Genomic DNA, 24,017 nt, shown 5'->3' with positions numbered 1-24,017 from the left:
TATCTCTTTGAAGAAAATCGAAATAATTTTTAACTAAAGCCAATCAAATTTACGAATTTATTACTCCAAATTTAAAATTGATTATCTTTGAATTTAACTAACCGTTTTATAAAGAATGAAAGCCTTAAAGTATCTACTTTTTCTACTCTTAATTGCCGTTATTGGCTTTTCAATTTATGTTGCTTTACAACCGAATAGTTATAAGATTACCGTTAAAAAAACCATCGATGCACCGGCTCCAGTTGTTTACGATTTAGTAAATGATTTTAATAACTGGGATTCCTGGTTGTCGTTAACCAATGGTAACCCTGAACTGGTATTGAATGTATCAGATCATAGTTCAGGACCGGATAGCTATTTGTCCTGGGATTTAAAGAATCATTCGGGAAGTATAAAAACCACCGGCGTTAATCCGAACAAAATGATTGATCAGGAAATCAGTTATAAGAACTTTCCTTCCCTGGGTGGCATTTGGGGCTTTAATCAAAATGATAATGCCACGGACGTATCTTTCACGCTAGCATCGGAAAATTTATCTTTCAGTTTTAAAGCAAAATCAATTTTAAAAGGAGGCATTGAGAAACAAATTGAACCCGAATTAGTTGAAGGTTTAAATAAACTCGACAGTTTTGTAGTGGCGCGAATGCATCAGTACAGCATAAAAGTTGATGGCATTACAAATCACAGTGGTGGTTATTATTTATACACCACAACCTCTTGTAAATTGAATGCTTTCACAGAAAAAATGGAAGCCTCGCTGTCTTCTCTTAAACAATACGTTACAGAAAATAATATCACCACCGGTGGCGCCCCTTTCACACTATTTTATAACTGGGACCGAGATAACAATGCGGTAGTGTTCTCTAGTTGTATTCCGACAACTGAAAAAGTAATTACGACCAGTTCTGAAATACTAACCGGACAATTAGAACCGTTCAAGGCCTTAAAAACAACCCTGCAAGGAAATTACTCAAACCTAAACGAGGCCTGGCAGAAAGCTAACGATTATATCTCACAATATGGTTTAAAAGCCAGGGAAGATGGTCCGATGCTTGAACTTTATGTTACAGACCCACAAACAACGCCTAATCCTGCTGATTGGGTTACTGAAATCTTCATAGCGCTAGAATAAAATGAAAAATATCCTTCTTGTATTTATAGGTGGTGGCTTTGGTAGCGTTCTTCGCTTTCTCATTGGAAAATATCTTAACAGCTCTGCATCCGGTATTCCCTATGGTACATTTTTGGCCAATATTATGGGTAGCTTACTAATTGGTGTTATTTTAGGTATCGCTTCCAAACACAACACACTCAGCCACGGTCAAATTTTACTTTTAGCAACCGGTTTTTGTGGTGGCTTTACAACCTTTTCAACTTTCGCTTACGAAAATCATCTCTTCCTGCGAACCGGAGATTTCACCTCTTTTGCCATTTATACCATCGCCAGTTTTGTGCTTGGCTTTTTGGCGGTTTTCTGGGGGATGCATTTAGTAAAATAGAAACTGGAATTTTTCTAGTGCTTTCCAAAAGTCTTTACACCGGCCTCTACTCGCGTTTTAAGATAGTTTACACGCGGTACGATAGGACATGAATATTTGTCGTTGTAGGCACAATAAGGGTTGTACGCTTTATTAAAATCGATAGTTAAACTATCGTCTTCCGGAATACGCATATCAATGTAACGCCCTCCTCCATAACTTTCTAAACCGTTGGTTTCATCTAAAAAAGGTAAAAATAGATAATCCTCATAGCCTTCCTCCTGCATCAATTTTTGATTTTGATATAAATTCAATTTAAAATTTTGCCCTTTTAAGCGGAAAACAACTTCACCGTATTTAGTATAAACTGGTGTACGATCTGTTGTGGTTTTCATTTTGAAAGGTTTTTCATCAGGCGTTCTTATAAATTTTGCTTTAACCACAAAACTGGAATCCACTTTAAAAAAATCTAAACCTTCAAAGTTCTTTAAATCTTTTTCTTTTAAAGGCGATGTTGTCGCATCTTTAAATTCAGCATTCAAGGATTTCTGGAATTCTGTTTCCCCTTGGATGGGTTGTTTTTCCTGAGCGCAACTGTTAAAAATCAATAGGGCTAAAATAAGATTAAAGAAATATTTCATGAATTTAATTTTAGAAGAAAGCGGCAAGTTATAAATATTTTATCTACATTTGAACCAAACAAAAGTAAAAAATGATGCAAATAGTCGCTTATACCCGTAAACCAATTTCTTCTTTTGATACCAAAAGAAGTCGGACTTGCTGTATATTGTGATGCTATAAAAATATGATTTAACAATTTCTGAAAGTCCGACAATTTTGTCGGACTTTTTTTATTTACTTATGAAAACGCTATTCAACAGTTACATTAATACCTTTAAAGGACTTTCCCGTGAAGTTTGGCTTCTGGCTTTGATCACCTTGATTAACCGTGCAGGAACCATGGTGATTCCTTTCTTATCGCTGTATCTCACGGAGAAACTTGAGTTCTCTCTGGAAGATGTCGGTTGGATCATGAGTGCCTTTGGATTAGGCTCCGTTGCAGGTTCCTGGCTGGGTGGCAAACTCACGGATGCCATCGGGTATTATAAAGTTATGGTTTACAGCTTAATAGGCACAGGCATCTTTTTTATTTTCCTTCAATTTTTTGACACCTTTGTAGGATTTTGTTTTGGAATTTTTAGTGTGATGTTGGTCGCGGACGCTTTCCGACCGGCACTTTTCGTGGCTTTGAGCGCTTATAGTAAACCTGAAAACCGTACGCGATCTGTTACACTGATTCGTCTGGCTATAAATTTGGGTTTTTCCGCAGGTCCGGCTATTGGCGGGTTGATCATTACAACAATGAGTTATTCCGGGTTGTTTTGGGTAGATGGCATCACGTGTTTAGTTGCTAGTTTGGTGCTTATAGATACCTTAAACCCTAGAAAAGCAAAAACTCTGGAGGAGGTTAAAACCGCCAATCCGGAATCGGCATATAAGGACAAAGCATTTTTGATTTTCCTGGTAGCGATGGTATTGTTTGGTATTATATTTCTACAATACTTTTCAACCATGCCTTTATATTACAAGGAGTCACACAAATTGAGCGAGTTAGAAATTGGTATTTTATTGGGAGGTAATGGTTTTTTAATTTTTCTGCTAGAAATGCCACTAATAAAATGGCTGGAAACATCGCGGTTTTCCAAAACGGGACTCATGCTTTTTGGAGCCCTATTAACCGGCTTAAGTTTTATTATTTTAAACTTTACAACCTGGTCCGGTGTGTTGGTCTTTGGAATGCTACTTATGACCTTTGGAGAAATGATCGCTTTCCCGTTCTCCAATGCTTTTGCCCTGGACCGAGCGAAAAAAGGAAATCAAGGCGAGTATATGGCCTTATATTCCATATCGTTTTCTGTGGCCCATATTTTCGGACATAATACAGGAATGCGATTAGTATCGCATTTGGGTTTTAATAATACATGGTATATCGTAACTTTGCTAAGCGTAATGTGTATGCTGTTGCTCGCAACATTAAAGCATTATTTAAAACCAAAAAGAAGCTTAAAGAAAAAAGAATTATCATTTTGAAAGAATTAAAAAAAGATATTGTTATTGTAGGTGGTGGTCCCATTGGGATTGCCTGTGCTTTGGAATGCAAGAAACGAAACTGGGATTATGTGATCATTGAAAAGGGTGCTTTAACCAATTCTATTTTCAATTATCCCAGAAATATGACATTTTTTTCTTCTTCGGAAAAATTGGAAATCGATGAAATTCCTTTCATAAGTAACAAGTCGAAACCCAACCGGGATGAGGCTCTAGAATATTATCGCCGCGTCACTACCTCTAACAATCTTAATATCAATCTGTTTGAAACAGTAACAGATATTAAAAAGGAAGCCGGGCAATTTAAAACAACCTCAGATAAAGCTGTTTACTTTTCTGATCAGGTGATTATTTGTACCGGATTTTATGACATTCCGAAACTTTTAAATGTGCCGGGAGAAGATCTGGATAAGGTGACACACTATTATAAGGAAGCTCATAATTATACACTTCAGGATGTCATCGTAGTTGGCGCCAGCAACTCCGCAGTAGATGCCGCTTTGGAGATCTGGCGTAAAGGCGGAAGAGTAACTATGGTGGTGCGCGGTGAAGGTATTGGAGAGCGCGTAAAATATTGGGTGCGTCCGGATATCATAAACCGCATAAAAGAAGGCAGTATCAAGGCCTATTTTAATTCTGAAATTAAAGCCATCAAAGAAGAATCAGTCGAAATTCATACACCAGAGGGCGATATTGAAATAGATAACGACTACGTTGTAGCCCTAACGGGGTATTTGCCTAATTTTAGTCTCTTAGAAAAAAGTGGTATTACCATTTCAGATGATCAGAAATACATTCCGACTTATGATCCGGAAACTATGGAGTCGAATATAGAAGGTTTGTATTTAGCAGGAGTGATCTGTGGCGGTATGGAAACCCATAAATGGTTTATTGAAAATTCCAGAATTCACGCCAAATTAATTGCGGAAGCTATAGAGAAAAAACAGAACGTAAAGGCTTAGAAACCTTAATTATTTAATGGGTATTAGGCTACGTTGCTTCACAACACCAGACAACACGATCTGCGTCTTGCTTTCACCATAAACGATGAGTTGGTCGATAAAGGCTTCAAGGTGTTTATGGTCCTTCAAAACAACCTCCATAACAATGTTTTCATCACCTGTAATGCGGTAGCAATTAACCACTTCATCTAGAGACCTTACCTTCTCAAGGAAGGGTTTCAGCTTCCCCATAAATGCTCTCAATGTGATAATGGCTTTTAATTGATAACCAATATCGAACGGAGAAACGATCGCTTTATAACCCTCAATAATACCAAGGTCTTCCATCCTTTTAATACGCTCTGAGACCGCAGGAGAACTGATTCCAACCCGTCTGCCAATTTCAGCATTAGACATCCTGGCATTGTCCTGTAAACATCTTAAAATCTTCCAGTTGAGTTGATCTAAAGCCATTTAAAAGAATTTTGCTATTAATACATTAAATCTTAAAGCAAATATACAATTTTACTTTAATTTCTAAAGAAGAATATGGAAACTTGTGAGTAATTTTGAGTAAATTGCTGGAAAAATAAGATGCTATACAATACACCTCCAAACCTTTCGGACTTGCCGATATACAAAAAAGCCATTGATATTTTTGCGCTTTCACAAAGTATATCGTCCTATTTGAACCAGGATTTGTCTGGTTTGAAAGACGACGGCACAGAAGACAATAACATTTATTTCTCGGGTGACATCGTTCAACAATCCGTGTCCCTTGCTCCTGAAATTGCCAATGCCGAATTGCAAAAGCATTCCGATAGAAAATACAAGCATCTCGCGTCTTTAAAGCGATTAACAAATATGCTCTATAAGAATTCCTATCGTTTGGAAAAGTCTAATAGTAATGGCAAGGACTTCTTACCTATTTTGCGCAGCGAGCTGAGAAAATTCAAGAAATTACAGCGCACTTGGATATTAACGCTGTAATTTCCTAAACTTCTTTTTACATATTTCTTCGGTATTGTCCCCCTACCTCAAACAAGGCTTGCGTGATTTGGCCTAGAGAACACACTTTACAAACCTCCATTAAAGCTTCAAAAATGTTCTCATTATTAATGGCTGTTTCCTGTAAACCTTTCAATACGTCATCTGTATTTTGAAATTCGTGTAAGTTTTTCAAGGTCTTAATCTGATTTTCTTTCTCCTCCTCAGTGGCACGAATTACTTCTGCAGGTAAAATTGTTGGTGATCCTTTACTGCTTAAGAAGGTATTCACACCTATTATTGGATAATCACCATTGTGTTTCAAAGTTTCGTAGTACAAACTTTCTTCCTGAATTTTACTTCGTTGATACATCGTTTCCATGGCTCCCAGTACACCGCCTCGTTCCGTAATGCGATCGAATTCCATAAGAACAGCTTCTTCAACCAGATCAGTAAGTTCTTCAATAATAAAGGCCCCCTGAATTGGATTTTCATTTTTAGCTAATCCTAATTCTTTATTAATAATGAGTTGGATTGCCATGGCGCGCCGCACAGATTCTTCCGTTGGCGTTGTAATAGCCTCATCATAAGCATTGGTATGCAAAGAATTACAGTTATCGTAAATAGCGTACAAGGCTTGAAGGGTGGTGCGAATATCATTAAAATCAATTTCCTGAGCATGCAAACTTCTACCCGAGGTTTGAATGTGATATTTCAACATCTGAGCTCGCGGATTGGCTCCGTATTTATGTTTTAAAGCTTTAGACCAGATTTTTCGTGCCACACGGCCAATTACCGCGTATTCAGGATCGATCCCGTTGGAGAAGAAAAAGGATAAATTCGGACCGAATTTATTAATATCCATACCACGACTTAAGTAATACTCTACATAAGTAAAGCCGTTGGACAAGGTTAATGCTAATTGTGTGATCGGGTTGGCGCCGGCCTCAGCGATATGGTATCCGGAGATAGAAACTGAATAAAAATTTCTAACCTTATGCTCTATAAAATACTCCTGAACATCACCCATCAAACGTAAAGCAAATTCCGTTGAAAAAATACAAGTGTTCTGCGCCTGATCTTCTTTTAAAATATCCGCCTGAACCGTACCACGAACCTGAGAAATGGTTTTGGCTTTTATGTCTTCATAAACGTCTTTAGGCAATACCTGATCTCCGGTAACGCCTAATAGCATCAAACCTAAACCATCATTACCTTTTGGTAATTTTCCGTAATATTTAGGACGTTCTTTTCCCTTGTAGAGTTTTTCTATCTTTTTTTCAACCTCAGCTTCCAAACCATGCTCTTTGATATAAATTTCACATTGTTGATCGATGGCTGCATTCATAAAAAACCCTAATAACATTGGTGCCGGACCATTAATGGTCATACTCACAGAAGTCATTTTATCAGCCAAATTAAAACCGGAATACAGTTTTTTAGCATCGTCAAGGCAGCAGATAGAAACCCCTGCATTACCAATTTTTCCATAAATATCGGGACGATAATCAGGATCGTTTCCATAAAGCGTTACACTATCGAACGCCGTAGATAAACGTTTGGCTGGCATACCCTCGCTTACATAGTGAAAGCGTTTATTGGTACGCTCTGGTCCGCCCTCACCGGCAAACATTCGTGCCGGATCTTCATTAGTACGTTTAAATGGGTATAGACCAGCTGTATACGGGAATTCTCCCGGAACATTCTCTTGTAAACACCATCTCAAAACATCGCCCCAAGCCTGGTATTTTGGCAGAGCAACCTTAGGAATTTGCAAATGGGAAAGTGACTCTCTATGAGTTTCTATTTTAATTTCCTTGCCACGAACGGTATACGTATAAACCGGTTCTTTGTAGCGATTCACTTTTTCCTCCCAACCTATTAAAATCTCCCAATTGTAAGGGTCTAGATTCATTTTTTCACGATCAAATTCAGCAAAAAGAAGTTCTAAAAGTTGTTTACTTTTCTCGTCGGTAAGCGGACTTATTAAAGCTTCTTGATTGATTCCTAATTTGGTCAGAAAATCGGTTTCTTTTTCTTTAGCTACCTGCCCAACATTACAAATTGTTTTATAAATGCCATATAGCTTTTGCGCAACCTCAACCTGTTCATTTACGGTTTCGTCATAAGACCGGTTATTCTCTGCGATCTCAGATAAATAACGCGTTCGTTTCGGTGGAATGATGAAAACTTTTTCACTCATTTCTGCTGATATCTCAAGATGAGAGCGTAATTCTGCCTCCGTCCGATCTGCTAAGGTATCCATAATAGCCTTGTAAAGTGCATTCATTCCGGGATCATTGAATTGTGATGCGATCGTGCCAAATATTGGCAGTTCATCCTGTGGCGTATCCCATAAGTTATGGTTACGCATATATTGTTTTTTCACATCACGAAGGGCATCTAGCGCACCACGCTTATCAAATTTGTTGATAGCTACCAGATCGGCAAAATCCAACATATCTATTTTCTCCAATTGTGTAGCCGCACCAAACTCCGGCGTCATCACATAAAGGGACACATCACTATGTTCAATGATTTCTGTATCCGATTGACCAATTCCTGAAGTTTCCAAAATGATGAGATCGAATTGGGCTGCCTTTAATACCTGAACGGCTTCCTTCACATATTTTGATAGCGCGAGATTAGATTGTCGCGTTGCCAAACTACGCATATAAACACGTTTGTTATTGATAGCGTTCATACGAATACGATCGCCCAACAAGGCGCCTCCGGTTTTTCTTTTCGACGGATCCACAGAAACAATTCCAACTGTTTTTTCCGGGAAATCAATTAAAAAGCGACGGACCAATTCGTCTACCAAACTGGATTTTCCCGCGCCTCCGGTTCCTGTAATACCAAGAACAGGGGTTTTTGAATCCTTATTTTTTTTGTGAATTTGCTCTAAAAGCGATTGCGCCTTATCCGGAAAATTCTCAGCTGAAGAAATAACACGAGCAATAGCGCCCATATTCTTTTTAGAAAGGTCATCCAGGGTCACATGGAGTTCGTCTCCGATGGCGTAATCCGATTTTTCTACCAATTCATTGATCATCCCTTGTAAACCCATTTCACGACCGTCATCAGGAGAATAAATTCGGGTTATTCCATAATCCATGAGTTCTTTGATCTCCTCAGGTAGAATAACTCCGCCACCACCGCCAAATATTTTAATGTGATCGGCGCCGCGTTCCTTCAAAAGATCGAACATGTATTTAAAATACTCGTTATGACCTCCCTGATATGAGGTTAAACAAATCGCATTAACATCTTCTTGAATAGCCGTATTCACCACTTCTTCTACACTACGGTCGTGACCTAAATGAATCACCTCCACACCTGTAGCTTGAATAATACGTCTCATAATATTTATAGAAGCATCATGGCCATCAAAAAGTGAGGCCGCGGTTACCATGCGAATGTTATGCTTTGGCTTATATGGGGAAATTTGTTTCATCAATAAAATATTATCAAAATTGGTTCCGCAATTTACGAAATATTCAAAAATTATTAAGGTTTACCTATTATTTTATAAAATTATTATGAAAATACATTTAGCTCATAATTTCATTTAATTTAGTTCCCTAAATTTCAGCTCTAGATGAAAAAAATCACGCTTCTCATTCACTGTAAAGATCGGCCGAATATTATTGCTCGAGTGACTAATTTTATTGCGGATCAAGGTGGTAATATTGTGTATTTAGATCAGCATGTAGATCGTGAGCAGAATATTTTTTTCATGCGCCTTGAGGCGGAATTTGAGGGTACGGAATTCTCATCGGAACAATTTAAAGATTCTTTTAAAAACACCTTAGCTGAATCGTTCAAGATGAAATGGCGGGTATATTCCTCCGAGAGTCAAACCAAAATGGCCTTGTTCGTTTCGAAATATGACCATTGTTTGTACGACCTGTTAGGACGGTATCATTCGGGAGAATTGCCTCTGGAAATCCCTTTCATTATTAGTAATCATAATGATCTTAAGTCTATCGCAGATCGTTTCAATATTCCGTTTTATCATATTCCTGTTACTAAAGACACCAAAGAAAAAGCTGAGGAAAAACAACTGGAATTACTCAAAGAACACGGTATTGATTTTATTGTTTTGGCGCGTTATATGCAAATTGTTACTTCTAAGATTATTTCGGAGTATCCTAACAAGATCATAAACATCCACCATTCATTTTTACCTGCTTTTGTAGGTGCTAAACCCTATCATTCTGCCTTCAAGCGTGGCGTTAAAATTATTGGAGCTACAAGTCACTATGTTACTGAAGCTTTAGACGCCGGTCCGATTATCGAGCAGGATGTAACCCGTGTGTCACATTCGCATAATATCCACGATCTAATTTCTAAGGGACGTGATCTGGAGAAAATCGTTTTATCTAATGCTGTGAAACTTCACGCACAACGAAAAGTTATGGTTTATAATAACAAAACCGTTATTTTCTCATAGGATTAAACTGCACTTCAAAAACAGTTAAAATTTAAAAACTATATTTACAGAACCAAAACCCCATATCATGCTTAAAAAAATCATTGCTATTTGCCTGTTACTAAACCTAACAGCCTGCGCCGAACTTCAACAAGTAGTAAATCAAATACCGCAAGGCGGAACACTTAGTAACGCTGATATTGCTGCCGGACTAAGACAAGCCTTAGACCAGGGTATTGAAAAACAAGTGAGTAAACTCACGCAAACCGACGGATTTTATAAAAACGCTTTGGTAAAGATACTTTTACCGGAAGAACTTCAAAAAGTTGATAAGACCCTAAGAGATATCGGTTTGAGCAGTTTAGCCGATGAAGGTTTAAAATTGATGAACCGCGCTGCGGAAGATGCCGTAAAAGAGGCCACACCAATTTTTGTGAATGCTGTAAAAGAGATCACTTTTGACGACGCTAAAAATATTTTATTGGGCAATGATGAAGCAGCCACGACATATTTAAAATTAAAAACAGAATCACCTTTATATTCCAAATTCAACCCTGTAATTAAAAACTCCTTTGATAAAGTGGGAGCTAATGAAATTTGGAGCTCCCTGATAAATAAATACAATGCCTTACCATTAACGGCTGATGTAAATCCGGATCTTACAGATTATGTTACAGGCGAAGCGTTAAAAGGTGTTTATACCATGATAGCTCTAGAAGAAAAGGATATTCGAAACAATTTTGCGGCGCGAACTACAACCTTATTGAAAAAGGTATTTGCACTTCAGGATTAGATATTATTCGGTCTTTTTATACAAACCATTGAAGGCTACAATAGTGTCTTTCTTTTTAAAGGTTTCCCAGTATTGCCGGACGCTGCCATCGTCATTTTTGGTCCATGTTATTTGATGATAAAAAGGAATACCATCATTTCCTTTGAGCATATCACTTTTTAAAATCATTTGATTTCCAACTCGGTGTCCTTTTAAATGAAGACTACCACCCTGATTATCGATCCAGATCTGTTCCCACTCACCGGTTTGTGCATTGTAAAAATTACTACTGGTCCCGGTATAATTACCTTGAGCACTTTTCCAATTTTCACGAACAACACAATTTCCCTGGATCTTATCTATTGAATTGGTGCCGGCTAAAGACCCGTCAGGTTTGTAAACTGTCCACTCTCCTAACCAAAAATCGAAGGCTTTATAATTTTCGGTACAGCATTTGCAAGTCGTATTTTGTGAATTTAGAGTCATGGAAGATCCTAATAACAAAAGGAAAATAAAATGTTTCATTGTTTTTTAAGATGTTGATTGACTCTTAAAGTTATGAAGATTAATAAGATATCGTCTGTTAATTAACAAAACATTATAGGGAAAATTCAAATTAAAAACCTGGATTTTAAAAAGATAGCAAGGCGAAATTTAGCGTTTATTTAACCTTTTGATTACAACTAAAACATATAAAACACCGTATTTTAAAAATAAAAAACTATGACACTTCAATTTTGCAGAGTGGGTAGAATAACCCCGAATTTAGACAAAGTATTAAACCTAAAAACCTTTGAGGTTTTAGCAACTAGTCTGGTTGATGATCTGGATAAACTAGAGTTTCCCGAGCATTTCAATTTCAAGACTCAGACCGATCAAGAATAGCCGCCATAGCGCTTTGAAGTTCTTTGGCTTTTAGATCTGCAGCTTCAGCGAAGTCCGTTTCCTTTGAGGCATAAATAATACCTCGAGATGAATTTATCAATAAACCAATGTTTTTATTCATCCCGTATTTACAAACCTCCTCAAGACTTCCTCCCTGCGCTCCAACGCCGGGAACCAGCAGAAAACTATCTGGAATAATTTTACGAATATCTTCTAAAAATTCCGCCTTAGTTGCGCCTACCACATACATTAATCGCTCTGCATTTTCCCAGGTTTTTGAAGTTTCCAAAACGTGTTTGTACAAGGCCTTATCATCAACATTTTTCGTTTGAAAATCATAGGCTCCCACATTGGATGTCAAGGCCAGCAAAATCGTGTATTTATTTTCGAAGCTTAAAAAAGGTTCCACAGAATCCTTACCCATATAAGGCGCCACTGTAACCGAATCAAAAGCCAGATCCTCAAAAAATGCTTTGGCATACATGGCGCTTGTATTTCCAATATCGCCTCGCTTGGCATCAGCTATGGTAAAGATCTCCGGATACTTTTCATTTAAATAAGCAATCGTTTTTTCTAAAGCTTTCCAGCCTTTTAAACCATAAGCTTCGTAAAATGCGGTGTTGGGTTTGTAGGCTACACATAAATGATGTGTGGCATCAATAATCGCTTTGTTGAATGCAAAAATAGGATCGTCCTCTTTTAAAAGAACCTCAGGAATTTTATTCAAATCAACATCCAAACCAATACAAAGAAAGGACTGTTTGGTTTTTATTTGATGGATCAGTTGGTCTTGAGTCATAGGTCATTAATAGGCTTAAATTAACTCATCGGTAGCCTTTAACTTTTCAGTGTTTTCAGCTAATTGTAATTCGTCAATTATTTTTTGAATATCGCCGTTTATGATGTTCTGCAAATCGTAAAGCGTTAAACCAATACGGTGATCGGTAACACGCCCTTGTGGATAATTATAGGTTCGGATCTTAGCACTACGGTCGCCAGAAGATACCATACTACCACGTTTCGCTGCATCTTCCTCCTGCTTCTTCGCTAATTCCAAATCGTATAAACGCGAGCGCAATACTTTAAAAGCTTTCTCTTTATTCTTATGTTGCGACTTTTGGTCCTGACACTGCGCTACAATTCCTGTAGGTTCGTGAGTTAGCCTTACGGCGGAATAGGTTGTGTTTACCGATTGACCACCCGGCCCGGAAGAACAAAAATAATCAATACGCACATCTTTCGGATCGATCTCAATATCGAATTCTTCAGCCTCAGGAAATACCATGCATGTTGCTGCACTGGTATGCACACGCCCTTGTGTTTCGGTTTGTGGCACACGTTGTACGCGATGCACACCGGCTTCAAACTTCAAAGTACCATATACATCTTCACCGGAAACCTCGAACTGGATCTCTTTAAAACCACCATTGGTTCCTTCACTAAAATCAACAACATCAACCTTCCAACCTTTACTTTCGCAATATTTGGAATACATTCTAAAAAGATCACCGGCAAAAATACTGGCTTCATCCCCACCGGTTCCGGCACGTAATTCAACCACGGCATTTTTAGAATCTTCAGGATCTTTCGGGATCAATAAGTATTTAATTTCATCCTCCAGCTTTGGAATGCGCTCCTTAGCTTCCTCATACTGCATTTTAGCCATTTCAACCATTTCTTCATCTGAACTTTCCGAAATAAGTTGCTCTGCCTCCTTCAAGTTATCAGTGGCTTCAATGTAATCAGCACGCTTATCCATCAAAACCTTTAAATCTTTATATTCCTTATTGAGTTGTATGTATCGTTTTTGATCGGACATGATATCCGGTTGAATGATCAAATCACTCACCTCATCAAAACGTTGTTTTACAATTTGTAATTTCTCTAACATCTGCCTTTGTAATTGTGGTTCAAAAATACGATAAATAATGAATTTGCCATGCTATTTAAGCTGCTAAAAAAGCATTTCTTTCACATGAAAAAAGCACTTCAAAACCAAGTTACAAGACTTTTTGAAGCAAGCAAATCTTTTTTAACCACATTTTGAGGAGCCACAATCCTGACAGGTCAAACAACCTTCCTGGTATATTAAATTTTCCGAACCACAATGACCACAATGTTGACCTTTCGCTTTGGTTCCGTTTGCAACATAGCGTTTTAAGGCCCGAACCACACCATTTTTCCAGGTATTTATGGATTCGCTATCCAACTGTAAACTGTTAATCAGATCAACCGTTTTATCAATGGGCATACCATGGCGAAGGGTTCCTGAAATCAGTTTAGCATAGTTCCAAAATTCAGGATTGAATTTATGAGATAACCCTTCGATGGTCGTCTTATACCCTCTTTTGTTCTTAAATTGAAAATCGTATCGCGATACGCCGTGTTCATCTCTGTTTTTAATGATCAGTCCTTCATTCACCCAACGGGGTAGCAAAATCCCATCCTCATCATCAGCCAAACCGGTGAAGATCTCATAAGGCCTATTATCGATCAAACCAATGAAAGCGATCCATTTTTCTTTATTATTTTGAAATCGAATAACATCAGCCCCCAAAGTTTGAGGCCGTTTTACAGGGAATACACTCAGATTGGTTTCGGGAGTTTCCTCCTTTTTCTCCCCTGTGGAAATAAGCACACCCGAACGTGAACCGTCACGATAAACGGTAACACCTTTACACCCTACTTCCCAGGCTTTCATGTAAAGTTCACCTACCAATTCCTCAGGAACGTCGTTTGGTAAATTTATGGTAACACTAATAGAATGATCTACCCATTTTTGAATAGCGCCCTGCATACGCACTTTACTCAACCAATCAACATCATTTGAGGTGCCTTTATAATAGGGTGATTTTTTAATAAGCCCATCGATCTCTTCCTGCGACAGGTTTTTCGAGGTATCAATACCATTAACAGCCATCCATTGTTTGAATCGATGGTGAAACACAAGATATTCTTCCCAGGAATCACCAACTTCATCAACAAAATCCACACGAACATTTTTGTCATTAGGATTTACTTTACGACGGCGTTTGTAAACCGGCATGAACACAGGTTCAATTCCCGAAGTTGTTTGGGTCATTAAACTGGTAGTTCCCGTAGGCGCAATGGTTAAAAGCGCGATATTACGTCGGCCATATTCCAGCATTTCGTAATACAACTGACTATCAGCTTCCTTCAAACGATTTATAAATGGATTATCTTTTTCCCGATTCGCATCGTAAATAGGAAAAGCCCCGCGATCCTTAGCTAAATGAACTGATGCTCTGTAAGCTTCAAGCGCTATGGTTTTGTGAACTTGTAATGAAAAAGCATTGCCTTTTTCGCTTCCATATCGAATACCAAGTGCTGCCAGCATATCGCCTTCGGCTGTAATACCAACACCGGTGCGGCGTCCTTGTTGTGCTTTCTTTTTAATATTCAGCCATAAATTACGCTCTGTAGATTTGATCTCATCAGATTCCGGATCTGCATTAATTTTATTTAGAATAGCATCGATTTTTTCTAATTCCAAATCAATGATATCATCCATGATTCGTTGTGCGTAAGCCACATGTTCTTTAAATAATTCAAAGTTGAAACGCGCCTTCTTGGTAAAAGGTTCTTCTACATATGAAAAAAGATTAATGGCCAACAACCTGCAGGAATCGTAAGGGCATAACGGAATCTCACCACAAGGATTGGTAGAAACCGTATTGTAACCCAAATCTGCATAACAATCCGGTACAGATTCCCTAATAATGGTATCCCAGAATAAAATGCCCGGTTCTGCAGATTTCCATGCGTTGTGTACAATTTTATGCCACAAGGCTTTGGCATCAACCGACTTTGAAACTTTGGGTTGCGCACTATGAATTGGATATTTTTGAACATAAGAGGATTCAGCTTTTACTGCTTTCATAAAAGTATCGTCGATCCTTACTGAAACATTCGCCCCGGTAACTTTGCCTTGCTCTAATTTCGCATCGATAAAATCCTCGGAATCCGGATGATTTATTGAAACCGATAACATTAATGCGCCGCGGCGGCCATCCTGTGCAACCTCGCGCGTTGAATTTGAATAGCGTTCCATGAAAGGCACTAAACCTGTAGAAGTTAAAGCTGAATTCTTTACCGGAGAGCCTTTCGGACGAATATGCGACATATCATGCCCAACACCACCACGGCGTTTCATGAGTTGAACTTGTTCTTCGTCAATTTTCATGATGCCACCATAAGAATCAGAGCGTCCTTCATTACCAATAACAAAACAATTAGACAATGATGCTATTTGAAACGGATTACCAATGCCCGCCATCGGACTTCCTTGAGGAACGATGTACTTAAATTTTTTTATCAAACTGAAAACTTTTTCCTCAGAAAGCGGATTGGGATATTGCAATTCGATTCTGGCTATTTCCTTGGCGATACGGCGGTGCATATCGTCAGGTGTTTTTTCATAAAGATTCCCTTGAGAATCTTTCAAGGCATACTTGTTAAGCCAAACACGTGCGGCCAGATCATCTTGGTCAAAATAAGCGAGAGAAGCTTCAAAAGCCTCTTCTTGTGTATACGTTTTTGTGGGTAATTTGGTGAGATTTAGATCCATCGGACAACTGGAATTTTAGGATTAATTAGGTTGTTGAATAATGGAAATAAAATTAAGGAACGTGTAAAACTGAACTATGACATTTGTCATGTAATCTCAATTCATTTTTATCAAAATATTGGAAATAAGCTCATTAGCTATTTATCAACAGAAAAAAGTTAACAAATTTATTGAAGTATTTCTTTCGAAGATTTTTAAAAGTCAACAGCGAATCCCAAGCCCAAATACTGTTTCCATTGCACTTTGGGCCCGGCTTCTTCAAAAACGCCTTCCACATCTGTGGCCACCTGTGTTTTTACATCATCGTCATACCGTAAATGCGATCCTAAAGTGGCGCTTATAAAACTATTAACCTTGAAATTGAAGTCAACGCTCCAATCGATATCAATATTTCCAAACCTATTGAGATAGTCGGTGTACAAGCTAATACGATGAATGAGATCAACGTTTTGAAGAACTTCCATCTCATAACTATTGGTTACCAAAATACCAAATTCACGCCTGACCTGCTTACCTTTCCTGATGAGATTTCCATCAATATCATAAATTGCAGGATCTACACCAAAGGCACCATCATTCGCGAGATCCTCATCTAATACAAAGGTTGCCTTTAATGTGATAGGTGAAAAGTAAAACGACAAACGCTCAATATTTTTACCATATTCCATACCACCACCAAAAAACAAATAGGCCGGCGCCATGAAGCGGGAAATAGGTTGCTCTGTATTAGGGTATTTAAAACCATCAGAAATCTGGGTCCTGAAATTAAATTTCATGGAGTAGAACCAATTCGAAATACTATCCGGTTGAAATCCCAGATTAGAATTTAATTCAAATAAATCATCTGTTTTACGAAGTTCCCGGGCCTCTTGTTTATTCACACCATAACGAAATTCAGCATCATTTCGCCAGGTAAAATATCGGTCTTTGTAATTGGCAATCATTTTAGTTCCCAACAAACCCGAAATGGAGTTGGATCCACCGGAATTCCAGTTAACAAAGGATACCTGATTTAAATTAATGGAAAAATTATTTTTTCTGGTCCAAACAGGACCATCGTATTTTTTGGGTGGAAGTTTTAGAAATAAAGAGTCTGGCTGGGCCTGAAGATTTAGAGTAATTATAAAAATTATACTAAAAAAAATGTACTTCATTTGGTGTGTTGTTTGGCTTTTAAAATCTCTCTCTTATCAAAAATAGTTCCAAATTTTTCAAAACAGAAAACTTAATAGCTAAACTCTCCGTAGGGTGATTTTATTGTAAGGCGCTTCGATTTTGATGCCTCTACCCGACCAATAATCTGAGCATTAACATTGAAGCTTTTGGAAATTTCTATAATATCATTTGCAATTTCAGAGCTTACATATATCTCCATGCGGTGGCCGCAATTAAATACCTGATACATTTCTTTCCAATCGGTTTTACTTTGCTCCTGGATAAGTTTGAATAGCGGTGGCACAGGAAATAGATTATCCTTGATCACATGGCCTTCATCAATAAAATGAAGAATTTTGGTTTGCGCTCCACCTGAACAATGCACCATACCGTGAATTGTATCACTATTATATTTTGAAAGAATCTTTTTAATGATAGGCGCGTAAGTACGCGTTGGGGAGAGCACTAATTTTCCGGCATCGAGCGGCACTTCATTAACGGGGTCAGTTAACTTTACCTTACCGGAATAAACCAGATCTGAAGGCACTGAAGCATCGAAACTTTCAGGATATTTTTTAGCCAGGTAATTATGAAACACATCATGGCGCGCCGAAGTTAAACCATTACTTCCCATACCGCCGTTGTATTCTTTTTCGTAAGTAGCTTGTCCAAAACTCTCGAGACCTACGATAACATCGCCGGTTTGAATATTGGCATTATCGATGACATTGGAACGTTTCATTCGGGCCGTTACTGTAGAGTCTACAATAATGGTACGCACCAGATCGCCTACATCGGCAGTTTCTCCACCGGTAGAATAGATGGTTACTCCAAAAGATTTTAGTTCGTTTATGAGTTCTTCGGTACCATTAATAATCGCTGAGATCACCTCTCCTGGAATAAGATTCTTATTTCTTCCAATGGTTGAAGAGAGCATGATATTATCAGTTGCTCCTACACACAAAAGATCGTCGATATTCATGATTAGGGCATCCTGAGCAATACCTTTCCAAACTGAAAGATCACCGGTTTCTTTCCAATACATATAGGCTAGAGACGATTTTGTTCCGGCACCATCCGCATGCATCACCAGACAATAGTTTTGGTCTTGTGTTAAATAATCCGGAACGATCTTACAAAAGGCTTTTGGAAATAAACCTTTGTCAATATTTTTAATGGCATTATGAACGTCTTCTTTTGATGCTGAGACACCGCGTTGGGCATATCTTTTGGAAACTTCTTGGCTCATTGGCTTGGATTGTGATGCAAAAGTAATGTAATATTTTAAAAATGTATATCCTAAAAATGGATAAATACCTTTTGAATTTGCTAAGCCCGCGTTAGGCCTGCCTGCCGGCAGGCAGGGATTGGAGCAAGCTACCGTGTAGCGCGGAAAGCCCGACGGTTGCGCCATAAAGCGCAACCGAAACGCCCAAATCTATCTGGTAAATAAAAGTTCTCTATACTTAGTGAGTGGCCAAACCTCATCATCTACAAGTAATTCCAGTTTGTCGCAATGATATCGTATATCGTCAAAAAGTGGTTTTACTTTGTGGCAATAGGCTAATGCTTTTTCTTCCGGGTTTTCGATGGCATTCGCCTTTTTTCGAGCAGTGATCATTTTAGTAACATTGGTATTGATGCCTTCAATATGTTCGGAAATGGCCTGAATAAGTCCGATCTGTTCTTTGGCTATATTTTTGAATTCGCCTTCGAAAATCGCTTTAAGACCCTGAACATTCTCAATAAGGACATTCTGGTACTTCACTGCGGTTGGAACAATATGGTTTCGTGCAATATCACCGAGAACCCGACCTTCGATCTGGATGTGCATGCTGTATGCCTCGATCTCGATCTCGTAACGCGCTTTGGTTTCGATCTCACTCATTACGTCTAAATCCTGAAAAAGCTTCAGAGCCTTTTCAGAGATCTTGGCTTTAAGTGCCTCAGGCGTGGTTTTGTTATTACTTAAGCCACGTTTTTTCGCTTCTTTTTCCCAGGCTTCACTATAACCGTTACCTTCGAATAAAATATTTTTGGAGGCTTTGATATACTCACGAATAACGTTAAAAATAGCCTCATCCTTTTTGAGGTCTTTTTTATCGATAAGTTTATCTACCTCAATTTTAAAATCCTTGAGTTGCTTAGCTACAATGGTATTGAGAACCGTCATGGGGTTACCACAATTTGCCATAGAACCAACCGCCCGGAATTCAAATTTATTACCGGTGAAAGCGAATGGAGAGGTCCGGTTTCTATCTGTATTATCTAGAAGCACATCCGGGATTTTACCGATGACATTGAGTTTTAGTTCGGTTTTTTCTTCCGGTGATAATTTACCTTTGGTTACGCCTTCAAGTTCATCCAAAACTTTAGTAAGTTGCGTTCCTATAAATACGGAAAGAATTGCCGGTGGTGCCTCGTTTGCACCTAAACGATGATCGTTACTGGCTGATGCAATGGCAGCTCGCAACAGCTCTTCATGGTCGTGTACCGCTTTGATGGTGTTCACAAAAAAGGTCAGGAACTGAAGATTGCTCATAGGTGTTTTTCCAGGCTTGAGCAGATTCACTCCGGTATCGGTAGACAAGGACCAGTTATTATGTTTTCCAGAACCATTGATTCCTGCAAATGGTTTTTCGTGAAGTAAAACTTTAAAATGATGTTTCGAAGCTACGCGTCCCATAATATCCATGAGTAAAGAATTATGATCTACAGCCAAATTTGCCTCCTCAAAAATAGGCGCCAGTTCGAACTGGTTAGGCGCTACCTCGTTATGGCGTGTTTTTACAGGAATTCCGAGCAACATACATTCATCTTCCAGGTCACGCATAAAATTAAGCGCTCGATTTGGGATGGAACCGAAATAATGATCATCGAGTTGTTGCCCTTTTGCCGGGGCATGACCTAGCAACGTTCGACCCGTAAGGGTAATATCCGGGCGGCTCGCTGCCAATGATTTATCTATTAAAAAATACTCCTGCTCCCAGCCCAAAGACGAGGTTACCTTTTTTATATTCTTATCGAAATATTTGCAGACCTCTGTTGCCGCTTTATCCACAGCATTCAAGGCGCGTAATAGTGGTGTTTTATAATCTAAAGCCTCGCCGGTATAAGCGACAAAAATAGTTGGTATACATAGCGTTGTACCATATATAAAGGCCGGAGAACTGGGATCCCAGGCCGTGTAACCACGGGCTTCAAAAGTGTTGCGAATTCCCCCACTAGGGAAACTGGAAGCGTCTGGTTCTTGTTGGACAAGTTGGTTCCCGTCGAACTTTTCAATGGATAAGCCTTCACCTAAAGTTTCAAAAAAAGCATCATGTTTTTCAGCAGTGGCGCCGGTAAGCGGTTGAAACCAATGCGTGTAATGCGTTACGCCTTTAGTAAGCGCCCAATCTTTCATGGAGGAGGCTACCTGATCTGCTACAGAGCGGTCTATTTTTTTACCGTCTTTAATAGCGTTGATCACATTTTCAAAGGCATCCTTAGTGAGGTATTGCCGCATGGTATTTTCATTAAAAACATTTTGACCAAAAATGTCGGAGCGACGGCCTTTTGGCGTGTATGATATAGGTTTGTGGGCCATGGATTTTTTAACTGCGTGAAATCTTAAAGTAGCCATAGGTTTGTGGTTTGAATTTTTAAAAAACTTTGACTACAAAAATAACGAGATGTTTGGTTTAAATGAGGATAATTTGAAAAAACTTTTTTAATAATTTTTCAAAAATCATTTAAATAAATAGGCTTTTTTTAATGTATCCCCCAAAAAAATAGGGTTTAAATAAAAATTGACTAAGTATTTATTAAAATACCCCCTTAAAATTTATAGTCTGTGTAGAATGATTTATATTTGTTGCATATCAAAAATATCTTATTTATAAAATAGACATTATGGCAAAAATTAAATTAGAATACCTTTGGTTAGATGGTTACTTTCCAACTCAAAATTTAAGGAGTAAAACTAAGGTTGAAGAACACGAAAATTTTAAAGGCACTTTAGAAGAAATCGATAACTGGTCTTTTGATGGTTCATCCACAAAACAAGCTGAGGGTGGTTCTTCTGACTGTATTTTAGTACCAGTCGCTATTTATCCTGATCCTGAAAGAAAGAATGGTTATTTAGTGATGACAGAGGTAATGAATCCGGACGGAACACCACACGTTTCTAATGGTCGCGCAACAATTGATGACGAAGATGATGATTTCTGGTTTGGTTTTGAGCAAGAGTATTTCATAATGGATACCAAAACACAATTACCTTTAGGATTCCCTATAGGTGGTTATCCGGCTCCACAAGGAATGTATTACTGCTCTGTTGGTGGTAAAAACACACACGGTAGAAATTTAGTGGAAGAACATGCTGATATGTGTATTGCTGCCGGATTGAACTTTGAAGGTATCAATCAAGAAGTAGCTTGCGGACAATGGGAATTCCAGTTATTCGCAAAAGGTGCCAAAAAAGCCGGAGACGAAATTTGGGTTGCACGTTACTTACTACAAAGATTAACTGAAAAATACGGATACTATATTGAATATCACCCAAAACCACTTGGAAAAGATATGGACTGGAATGGTTCAGGTATGCATGCTAACTTCTCTAACTCGTTATTAAGAACCTGTGGCGATAAAGAAGTTTACGCTAAAGTATGTGAAGCTTTCCGACCTGTTGTTGCTGAACACATCGCTGTTTATGGTGAGTTTAACGACCAACGTTTAACCGGTAAGCACGAAACTGCTGCGATTACTGATTTCTCCTGGGGTGTATCAGACCGTGGTGCTTCTATTAGAATTCCAATTGCAACCGTAGAAAGAGGTTACAAAGGATGGTTAGAAGATAGAAGACCGGCATCAAATGGTGATCCTTATAAAATTGCTGCAAGAATTATTAAAACTGTTAAATCCGCGAAAGTTTAATAATTTCAGTAAGACGTTTTGTTCAAAAAGTGCTTTCCTTGGGAAGCACTTTTTTTTTATGTGTTGTTTAAAGTTTTACACTATCTGAGGTAAATAATAAATACATGAAGATACAATAGCCAAAAACTAAAAAGAATCCTTTAATTCTGCCAATTTCCAAGCGCTTTGGAATCAAAATTAAAGGCACTAAAACCGCTGAAAAGCCAAGCATCCAGAAAATATCGTTCGATAAGATTTCCGGAGCAGAAACCGGGATAGGTTTGATAATGGCCGTAAGACCAAGTACAGATCCTATATTAAAAATGTTAGAGCCGATTAAATTCCCTAATGAAATGGCTTTTTCCTGTTTTGCTGCAGCAATAATTGAAGCTGCCAGTTCCGGAACACTGGTTCCTATGGCAATTAATGAAACGCCTATGGCGGCTTCACTTACGCCCATAGATAAGGCTATACCTTTGGCGCCATCCACTAGCCATTCGCTGCCAAAATACAGTGTCGTGGCACCAATGATCAACCAAATAGCAATACGGAAATTAGAAACTATGGAAAGTGCTTCATCCACTTCTTCGGCAATTTCGGTCTTTTTGGTTTGCTTAATTAAAATGAATAAAAACGCAAATAATCCAATGAATAAAATAAGGCCTTCAATTTGCGATAGTAATCGATCGTTTATCAAAAAGTAATAAGTTACTATGGAGAACAGCATCATGCCCGGCCAATTGATCTTGTAAAAAGACCTATCGACAGTAATGGAACCTACCAATGCGGTAAGACCAAGAACAAGTCCGATGTTGGCAATATTAGACCCTACAACATTATTTATGGCGATATCCGGAGAACCGGAAATAGCCGCCTGAAGACTTACCAAAAGTTCTGGGGTTGACGTAGCGAAGGACACCACGGTCATCCCAATGACCATTCGAGAGATATTAAATTTAAAGGATAAGGCTACTGAGGATCTTACTAAATATTCGCCACCAATAACGAGAAGTATGAATCCTAAAACCACCCAAACGATGTCCATAAAAAATCTTTTTTGCGAAGATAAATGTTAAATAGTGAATCCTGAAAAATTTTACAGTGTAGTTTATTAAACTTTTATTAAAAACTATAATTTTAGTTAAATAACTATTTTTATAGTTGTATAACTACAAAAATAGTTTTACATTTGAACTCGCGTTAGGCCTGCAGGCAAAAATAGTATCATATATCCTTTTTATGTTTCGGCATAAAAAGATTGTTGCGGATAGGCCGATGCCGCAAGGCGAAACGCCTTAACCTTTTTAAATAGTATGAGTTTATGGAAAAATTAACCAATAAGGAGGAAGAAATTATGCACATCATTTGGAGGCTTGAAAAGGCTTTTGTGAAGGATGTTTTGGCTGAAATAAAAGAAGAGAAACCGCATTACAATACTTTATCGACCATTGTTAGAAATTTGGAAGACAAGGGCTATGTCGCGCATAATGCCTACGGAAAAACCCATCAGTACTATCCCATTGTGAGTTTGGAGGATTATAAAAAGAAATTTATGAAAGCAGCCATTCACAATTTTTTTGATAATTCGTATAAGAATGTGGTGTCGTTCTTTGCTGAGGAAGAAAAAATAAGTGTTGACGAACTAAAGGAGATCATTAATCTGATTGAAAAAAACAATAAATGATGATGTAGTTATTAAAAGTTAGCGTAGTTACAGGAATTTTTTATTTGTGCTACAAGGGACTATTGCAGCGGGAAACATTTTTTGAAA

The 24,017-nt window shown here is 38.2% G+C and carries 21 protein-coding genes; 10 read left to right on the top strand and 11 right to left on the bottom strand.

Annotated features, from left to right (window positions below):
- The first annotated feature begins 115 nt into the window (after positions 1 to 115).
- Together ABD682_RS08310 and crcB are read left to right on the top strand one after the other, a co-directional pair.
- Entirely contained in the window at positions 116 to 1,132 is a 1,017-nt protein-coding gene (locus ABD682_RS08310; protein WP_344740695.1) for a GyrI-like domain-containing protein, read from the top strand.
- A gap of 1 nt (position 1,133) precedes the next feature.
- Positions 1,134 to 1,499, top strand: a complete 366-nt coding sequence (gene crcB / locus ABD682_RS08305) for a fluoride efflux transporter CrcB (protein ID WP_344740693.1) — start codon at positions 1,134 to 1,136, stop codon at positions 1,497 to 1,499.
- Positions 1,500 to 1,513: 14 nt separating this feature from the next.
- Here crcB and ABD682_RS08300 read toward each other — a convergent pair whose 3' ends face one another.
- Positions 1,514 to 2,119 (bottom strand): DUF1684 domain-containing protein, encoded by a 606-nt coding sequence (locus ABD682_RS08300; RefSeq protein ID WP_344740691.1) that lies wholly within the window; start codon positions 2,117 to 2,119, stop codon positions 1,514 to 1,516.
- A 220-nt stretch (positions 2,120 to 2,339) separates the two neighbouring features.
- Between ABD682_RS08300 and ABD682_RS08295 the strand changes: the two genes are divergently transcribed.
- Both ABD682_RS08295 and ABD682_RS08290 read left to right on the top strand, forming a co-directional pair.
- Positions 2,340 to 3,569, top strand: a complete 1,230-nt coding sequence (locus ABD682_RS08295) for an MDR family MFS transporter (protein WP_344740689.1) — start codon at positions 2,340 to 2,342, stop codon at positions 3,567 to 3,569.
- On the top strand, positions 3,557 to 4,549 hold the full coding sequence (locus ABD682_RS08290) for a YpdA family putative bacillithiol disulfide reductase (RefSeq protein WP_395360591.1): 993 nt from the start codon (positions 3,557 to 3,559) through the stop codon (positions 4,547 to 4,549). Before ABD682_RS08295 ends, ABD682_RS08290 begins: the two co-directional genes overlap by 13 nt.
- A 9-nt stretch (positions 4,550 to 4,558) precedes the next feature.
- Here ABD682_RS08290 and ABD682_RS08285 read toward each other — a convergent pair whose 3' ends face one another.
- Positions 4,559 to 5,002 carry an Lrp/AsnC family transcriptional regulator gene (locus ABD682_RS08285; protein WP_344740687.1) on the bottom strand — a complete coding sequence of 148 codons (444 nt, stop codon included), beginning with the start codon at positions 5,000 to 5,002 and terminating at the stop codon, positions 4,559 to 4,561.
- A 120-nt stretch (positions 5,003 to 5,122) separates the two neighbouring features.
- Between ABD682_RS08285 and ABD682_RS08280 the strand changes: the two genes are divergently transcribed.
- A complete protein-coding gene (locus tag ABD682_RS08280; RefSeq protein ID WP_344740685.1) occupies positions 5,123 to 5,518 on the top strand; it encodes a hypothetical protein in 396 nt (131 codons plus the stop codon).
- A gap of 16 nt (positions 5,519 to 5,534) precedes the next feature.
- Here ABD682_RS08280 and ABD682_RS08275 read toward each other — a convergent pair whose 3' ends face one another.
- Positions 5,535 to 8,972 (bottom strand): methylmalonyl-CoA mutase family protein, encoded by a 3,438-nt coding sequence (locus ABD682_RS08275; RefSeq protein WP_344740684.1) that lies wholly within the window; start codon positions 8,970 to 8,972, stop codon positions 5,535 to 5,537.
- 144 nt (positions 8,973 to 9,116) lie between these two features.
- On the opposite strand from ABD682_RS08275, the gene purU reads away from it, so the two are divergent.
- Together purU and ABD682_RS08265 are read left to right on the top strand one after the other, a co-directional pair.
- Positions 9,117 to 9,971, top strand: a complete 855-nt coding sequence (gene purU, locus ABD682_RS08270; protein ID WP_344740683.1) for a formyltetrahydrofolate deformylase — start codon at positions 9,117 to 9,119, stop codon at positions 9,969 to 9,971.
- A gap of 67 nt (positions 9,972 to 10,038) precedes the next feature.
- A complete protein-coding gene (locus ABD682_RS08265) occupies positions 10,039 to 10,743 on the top strand; it encodes a DUF4197 domain-containing protein (protein WP_344740682.1) in 705 nt (234 codons plus the stop codon).
- 3 nt (positions 10,744 to 10,746) lie between these two features.
- On the opposite strand, the gene ABD682_RS08260 is transcribed toward ABD682_RS08265, so the two are convergent.
- Positions 10,747 to 11,247: a hypothetical protein gene (locus ABD682_RS08260; protein ID WP_344740680.1), complete on the bottom strand. Its 501-nt coding sequence runs from the start codon at positions 11,245 to 11,247 to the stop codon at positions 10,747 to 10,749.
- Positions 11,248 to 11,445: 198 nt separating this feature from the next.
- On the opposite strand from ABD682_RS08260, the gene ABD682_RS08255 reads away from it, so the two are divergent.
- The gene (locus tag ABD682_RS08255) at positions 11,446 to 11,607 is read left to right on the top strand and encodes a hypothetical protein (RefSeq protein WP_344740678.1); all 162 of its coding nucleotides are present in this window, start codon (positions 11,446 to 11,448) and stop codon (positions 11,605 to 11,607) included.
- Here the strand turns inward: ABD682_RS08255 and pyrF are convergent.
- The 6 genes from pyrF to ABD682_RS08225 all read right to left on the bottom strand — a co-directional run bounded on the left by pyrF (position 11,582) and on the right by ABD682_RS08225 (position 20,975).
- A complete protein-coding gene (gene pyrF, locus ABD682_RS08250) occupies positions 11,582 to 12,406 on the bottom strand; it encodes an orotidine-5'-phosphate decarboxylase (protein WP_344740677.1) in 825 nt (274 codons plus the stop codon). The genes ABD682_RS08255 and pyrF overlap by 26 nt on opposite strands.
- 15 nt (positions 12,407 to 12,421) lie before the next feature.
- Complete coding sequence (prfA, locus tag ABD682_RS08245) at positions 12,422 to 13,498, bottom strand: peptide chain release factor 1 (protein WP_344740676.1); 1,077 nt, start codon at positions 13,496 to 13,498, stop codon at positions 12,422 to 12,424.
- Between the two features lie 141 nt (positions 13,499 to 13,639).
- Positions 13,640 to 16,195: an adenosylcobalamin-dependent ribonucleoside-diphosphate reductase gene (locus ABD682_RS08240; protein WP_344740674.1), complete on the bottom strand. Its 2,556-nt coding sequence runs from the start codon at positions 16,193 to 16,195 to the stop codon at positions 13,640 to 13,642.
- A 194-nt stretch (positions 16,196 to 16,389) separates the two neighbouring features.
- The gene (locus ABD682_RS08235) at positions 16,390 to 17,349 is read right to left on the bottom strand and encodes a DUF3078 domain-containing protein (protein ID WP_344740673.1); all 960 of its coding nucleotides are present in this window, start codon (positions 17,347 to 17,349) and stop codon (positions 16,390 to 16,392) included.
- Positions 17,350 to 17,420: 71 nt separating this feature from the next.
- Entirely contained in the window at positions 17,421 to 18,599 is a 1,179-nt protein-coding gene (locus tag ABD682_RS08230) for an AIR synthase related protein (protein ID WP_344740671.1), read from the bottom strand.
- 189 nt (positions 18,600 to 18,788) lie between these two features.
- Positions 18,789 to 20,975: a glutamine synthetase III family protein gene (locus ABD682_RS08225; protein WP_344740670.1), complete on the bottom strand. Its 2,187-nt coding sequence runs from the start codon at positions 20,973 to 20,975 to the stop codon at positions 18,789 to 18,791.
- Between the two features lie 269 nt (positions 20,976 to 21,244).
- Between ABD682_RS08225 and ABD682_RS08220 the strand changes: the two genes are divergently transcribed.
- On the top strand, positions 21,245 to 22,267 hold the full coding sequence (locus ABD682_RS08220) for a glutamine synthetase beta-grasp domain-containing protein (RefSeq protein ID WP_344740668.1): 1,023 nt from the start codon (positions 21,245 to 21,247) through the stop codon (positions 22,265 to 22,267).
- 67 nt (positions 22,268 to 22,334) lie between these two features.
- Here the strand turns inward: ABD682_RS08220 and ABD682_RS08215 are convergent, their stop codons facing one another.
- Complete coding sequence (locus ABD682_RS08215; RefSeq protein WP_344740666.1) at positions 22,335 to 23,291, bottom strand: calcium/sodium antiporter; 957 nt, start codon at positions 23,289 to 23,291, stop codon at positions 22,335 to 22,337.
- A gap of 276 nt (positions 23,292 to 23,567) precedes the next feature.
- On the opposite strand from ABD682_RS08215, the gene ABD682_RS08210 reads away from it, so the two are divergent.
- The gene (locus ABD682_RS08210) at positions 23,568 to 23,930 is read left to right on the top strand and encodes a BlaI/MecI/CopY family transcriptional regulator (RefSeq protein ID WP_344740665.1); all 363 of its coding nucleotides are present in this window, start codon (positions 23,568 to 23,570) and stop codon (positions 23,928 to 23,930) included.
- Positions 23,931 to 24,017 lie beyond the last annotated feature (87 nt).

This window comes from Gaetbulibacter aestuarii (genome assembly GCF_039537665.1).
Taxonomy (GTDB): Bacteria; Bacteroidota; Bacteroidia; order Flavobacteriales; family Flavobacteriaceae; genus Gaetbulibacter_A; species Gaetbulibacter_A aestuarii.
The sequence above is the reverse complement of the archived record's forward strand: the minus strand, read 5'-3'. Positions and strand labels throughout refer to the sequence as shown.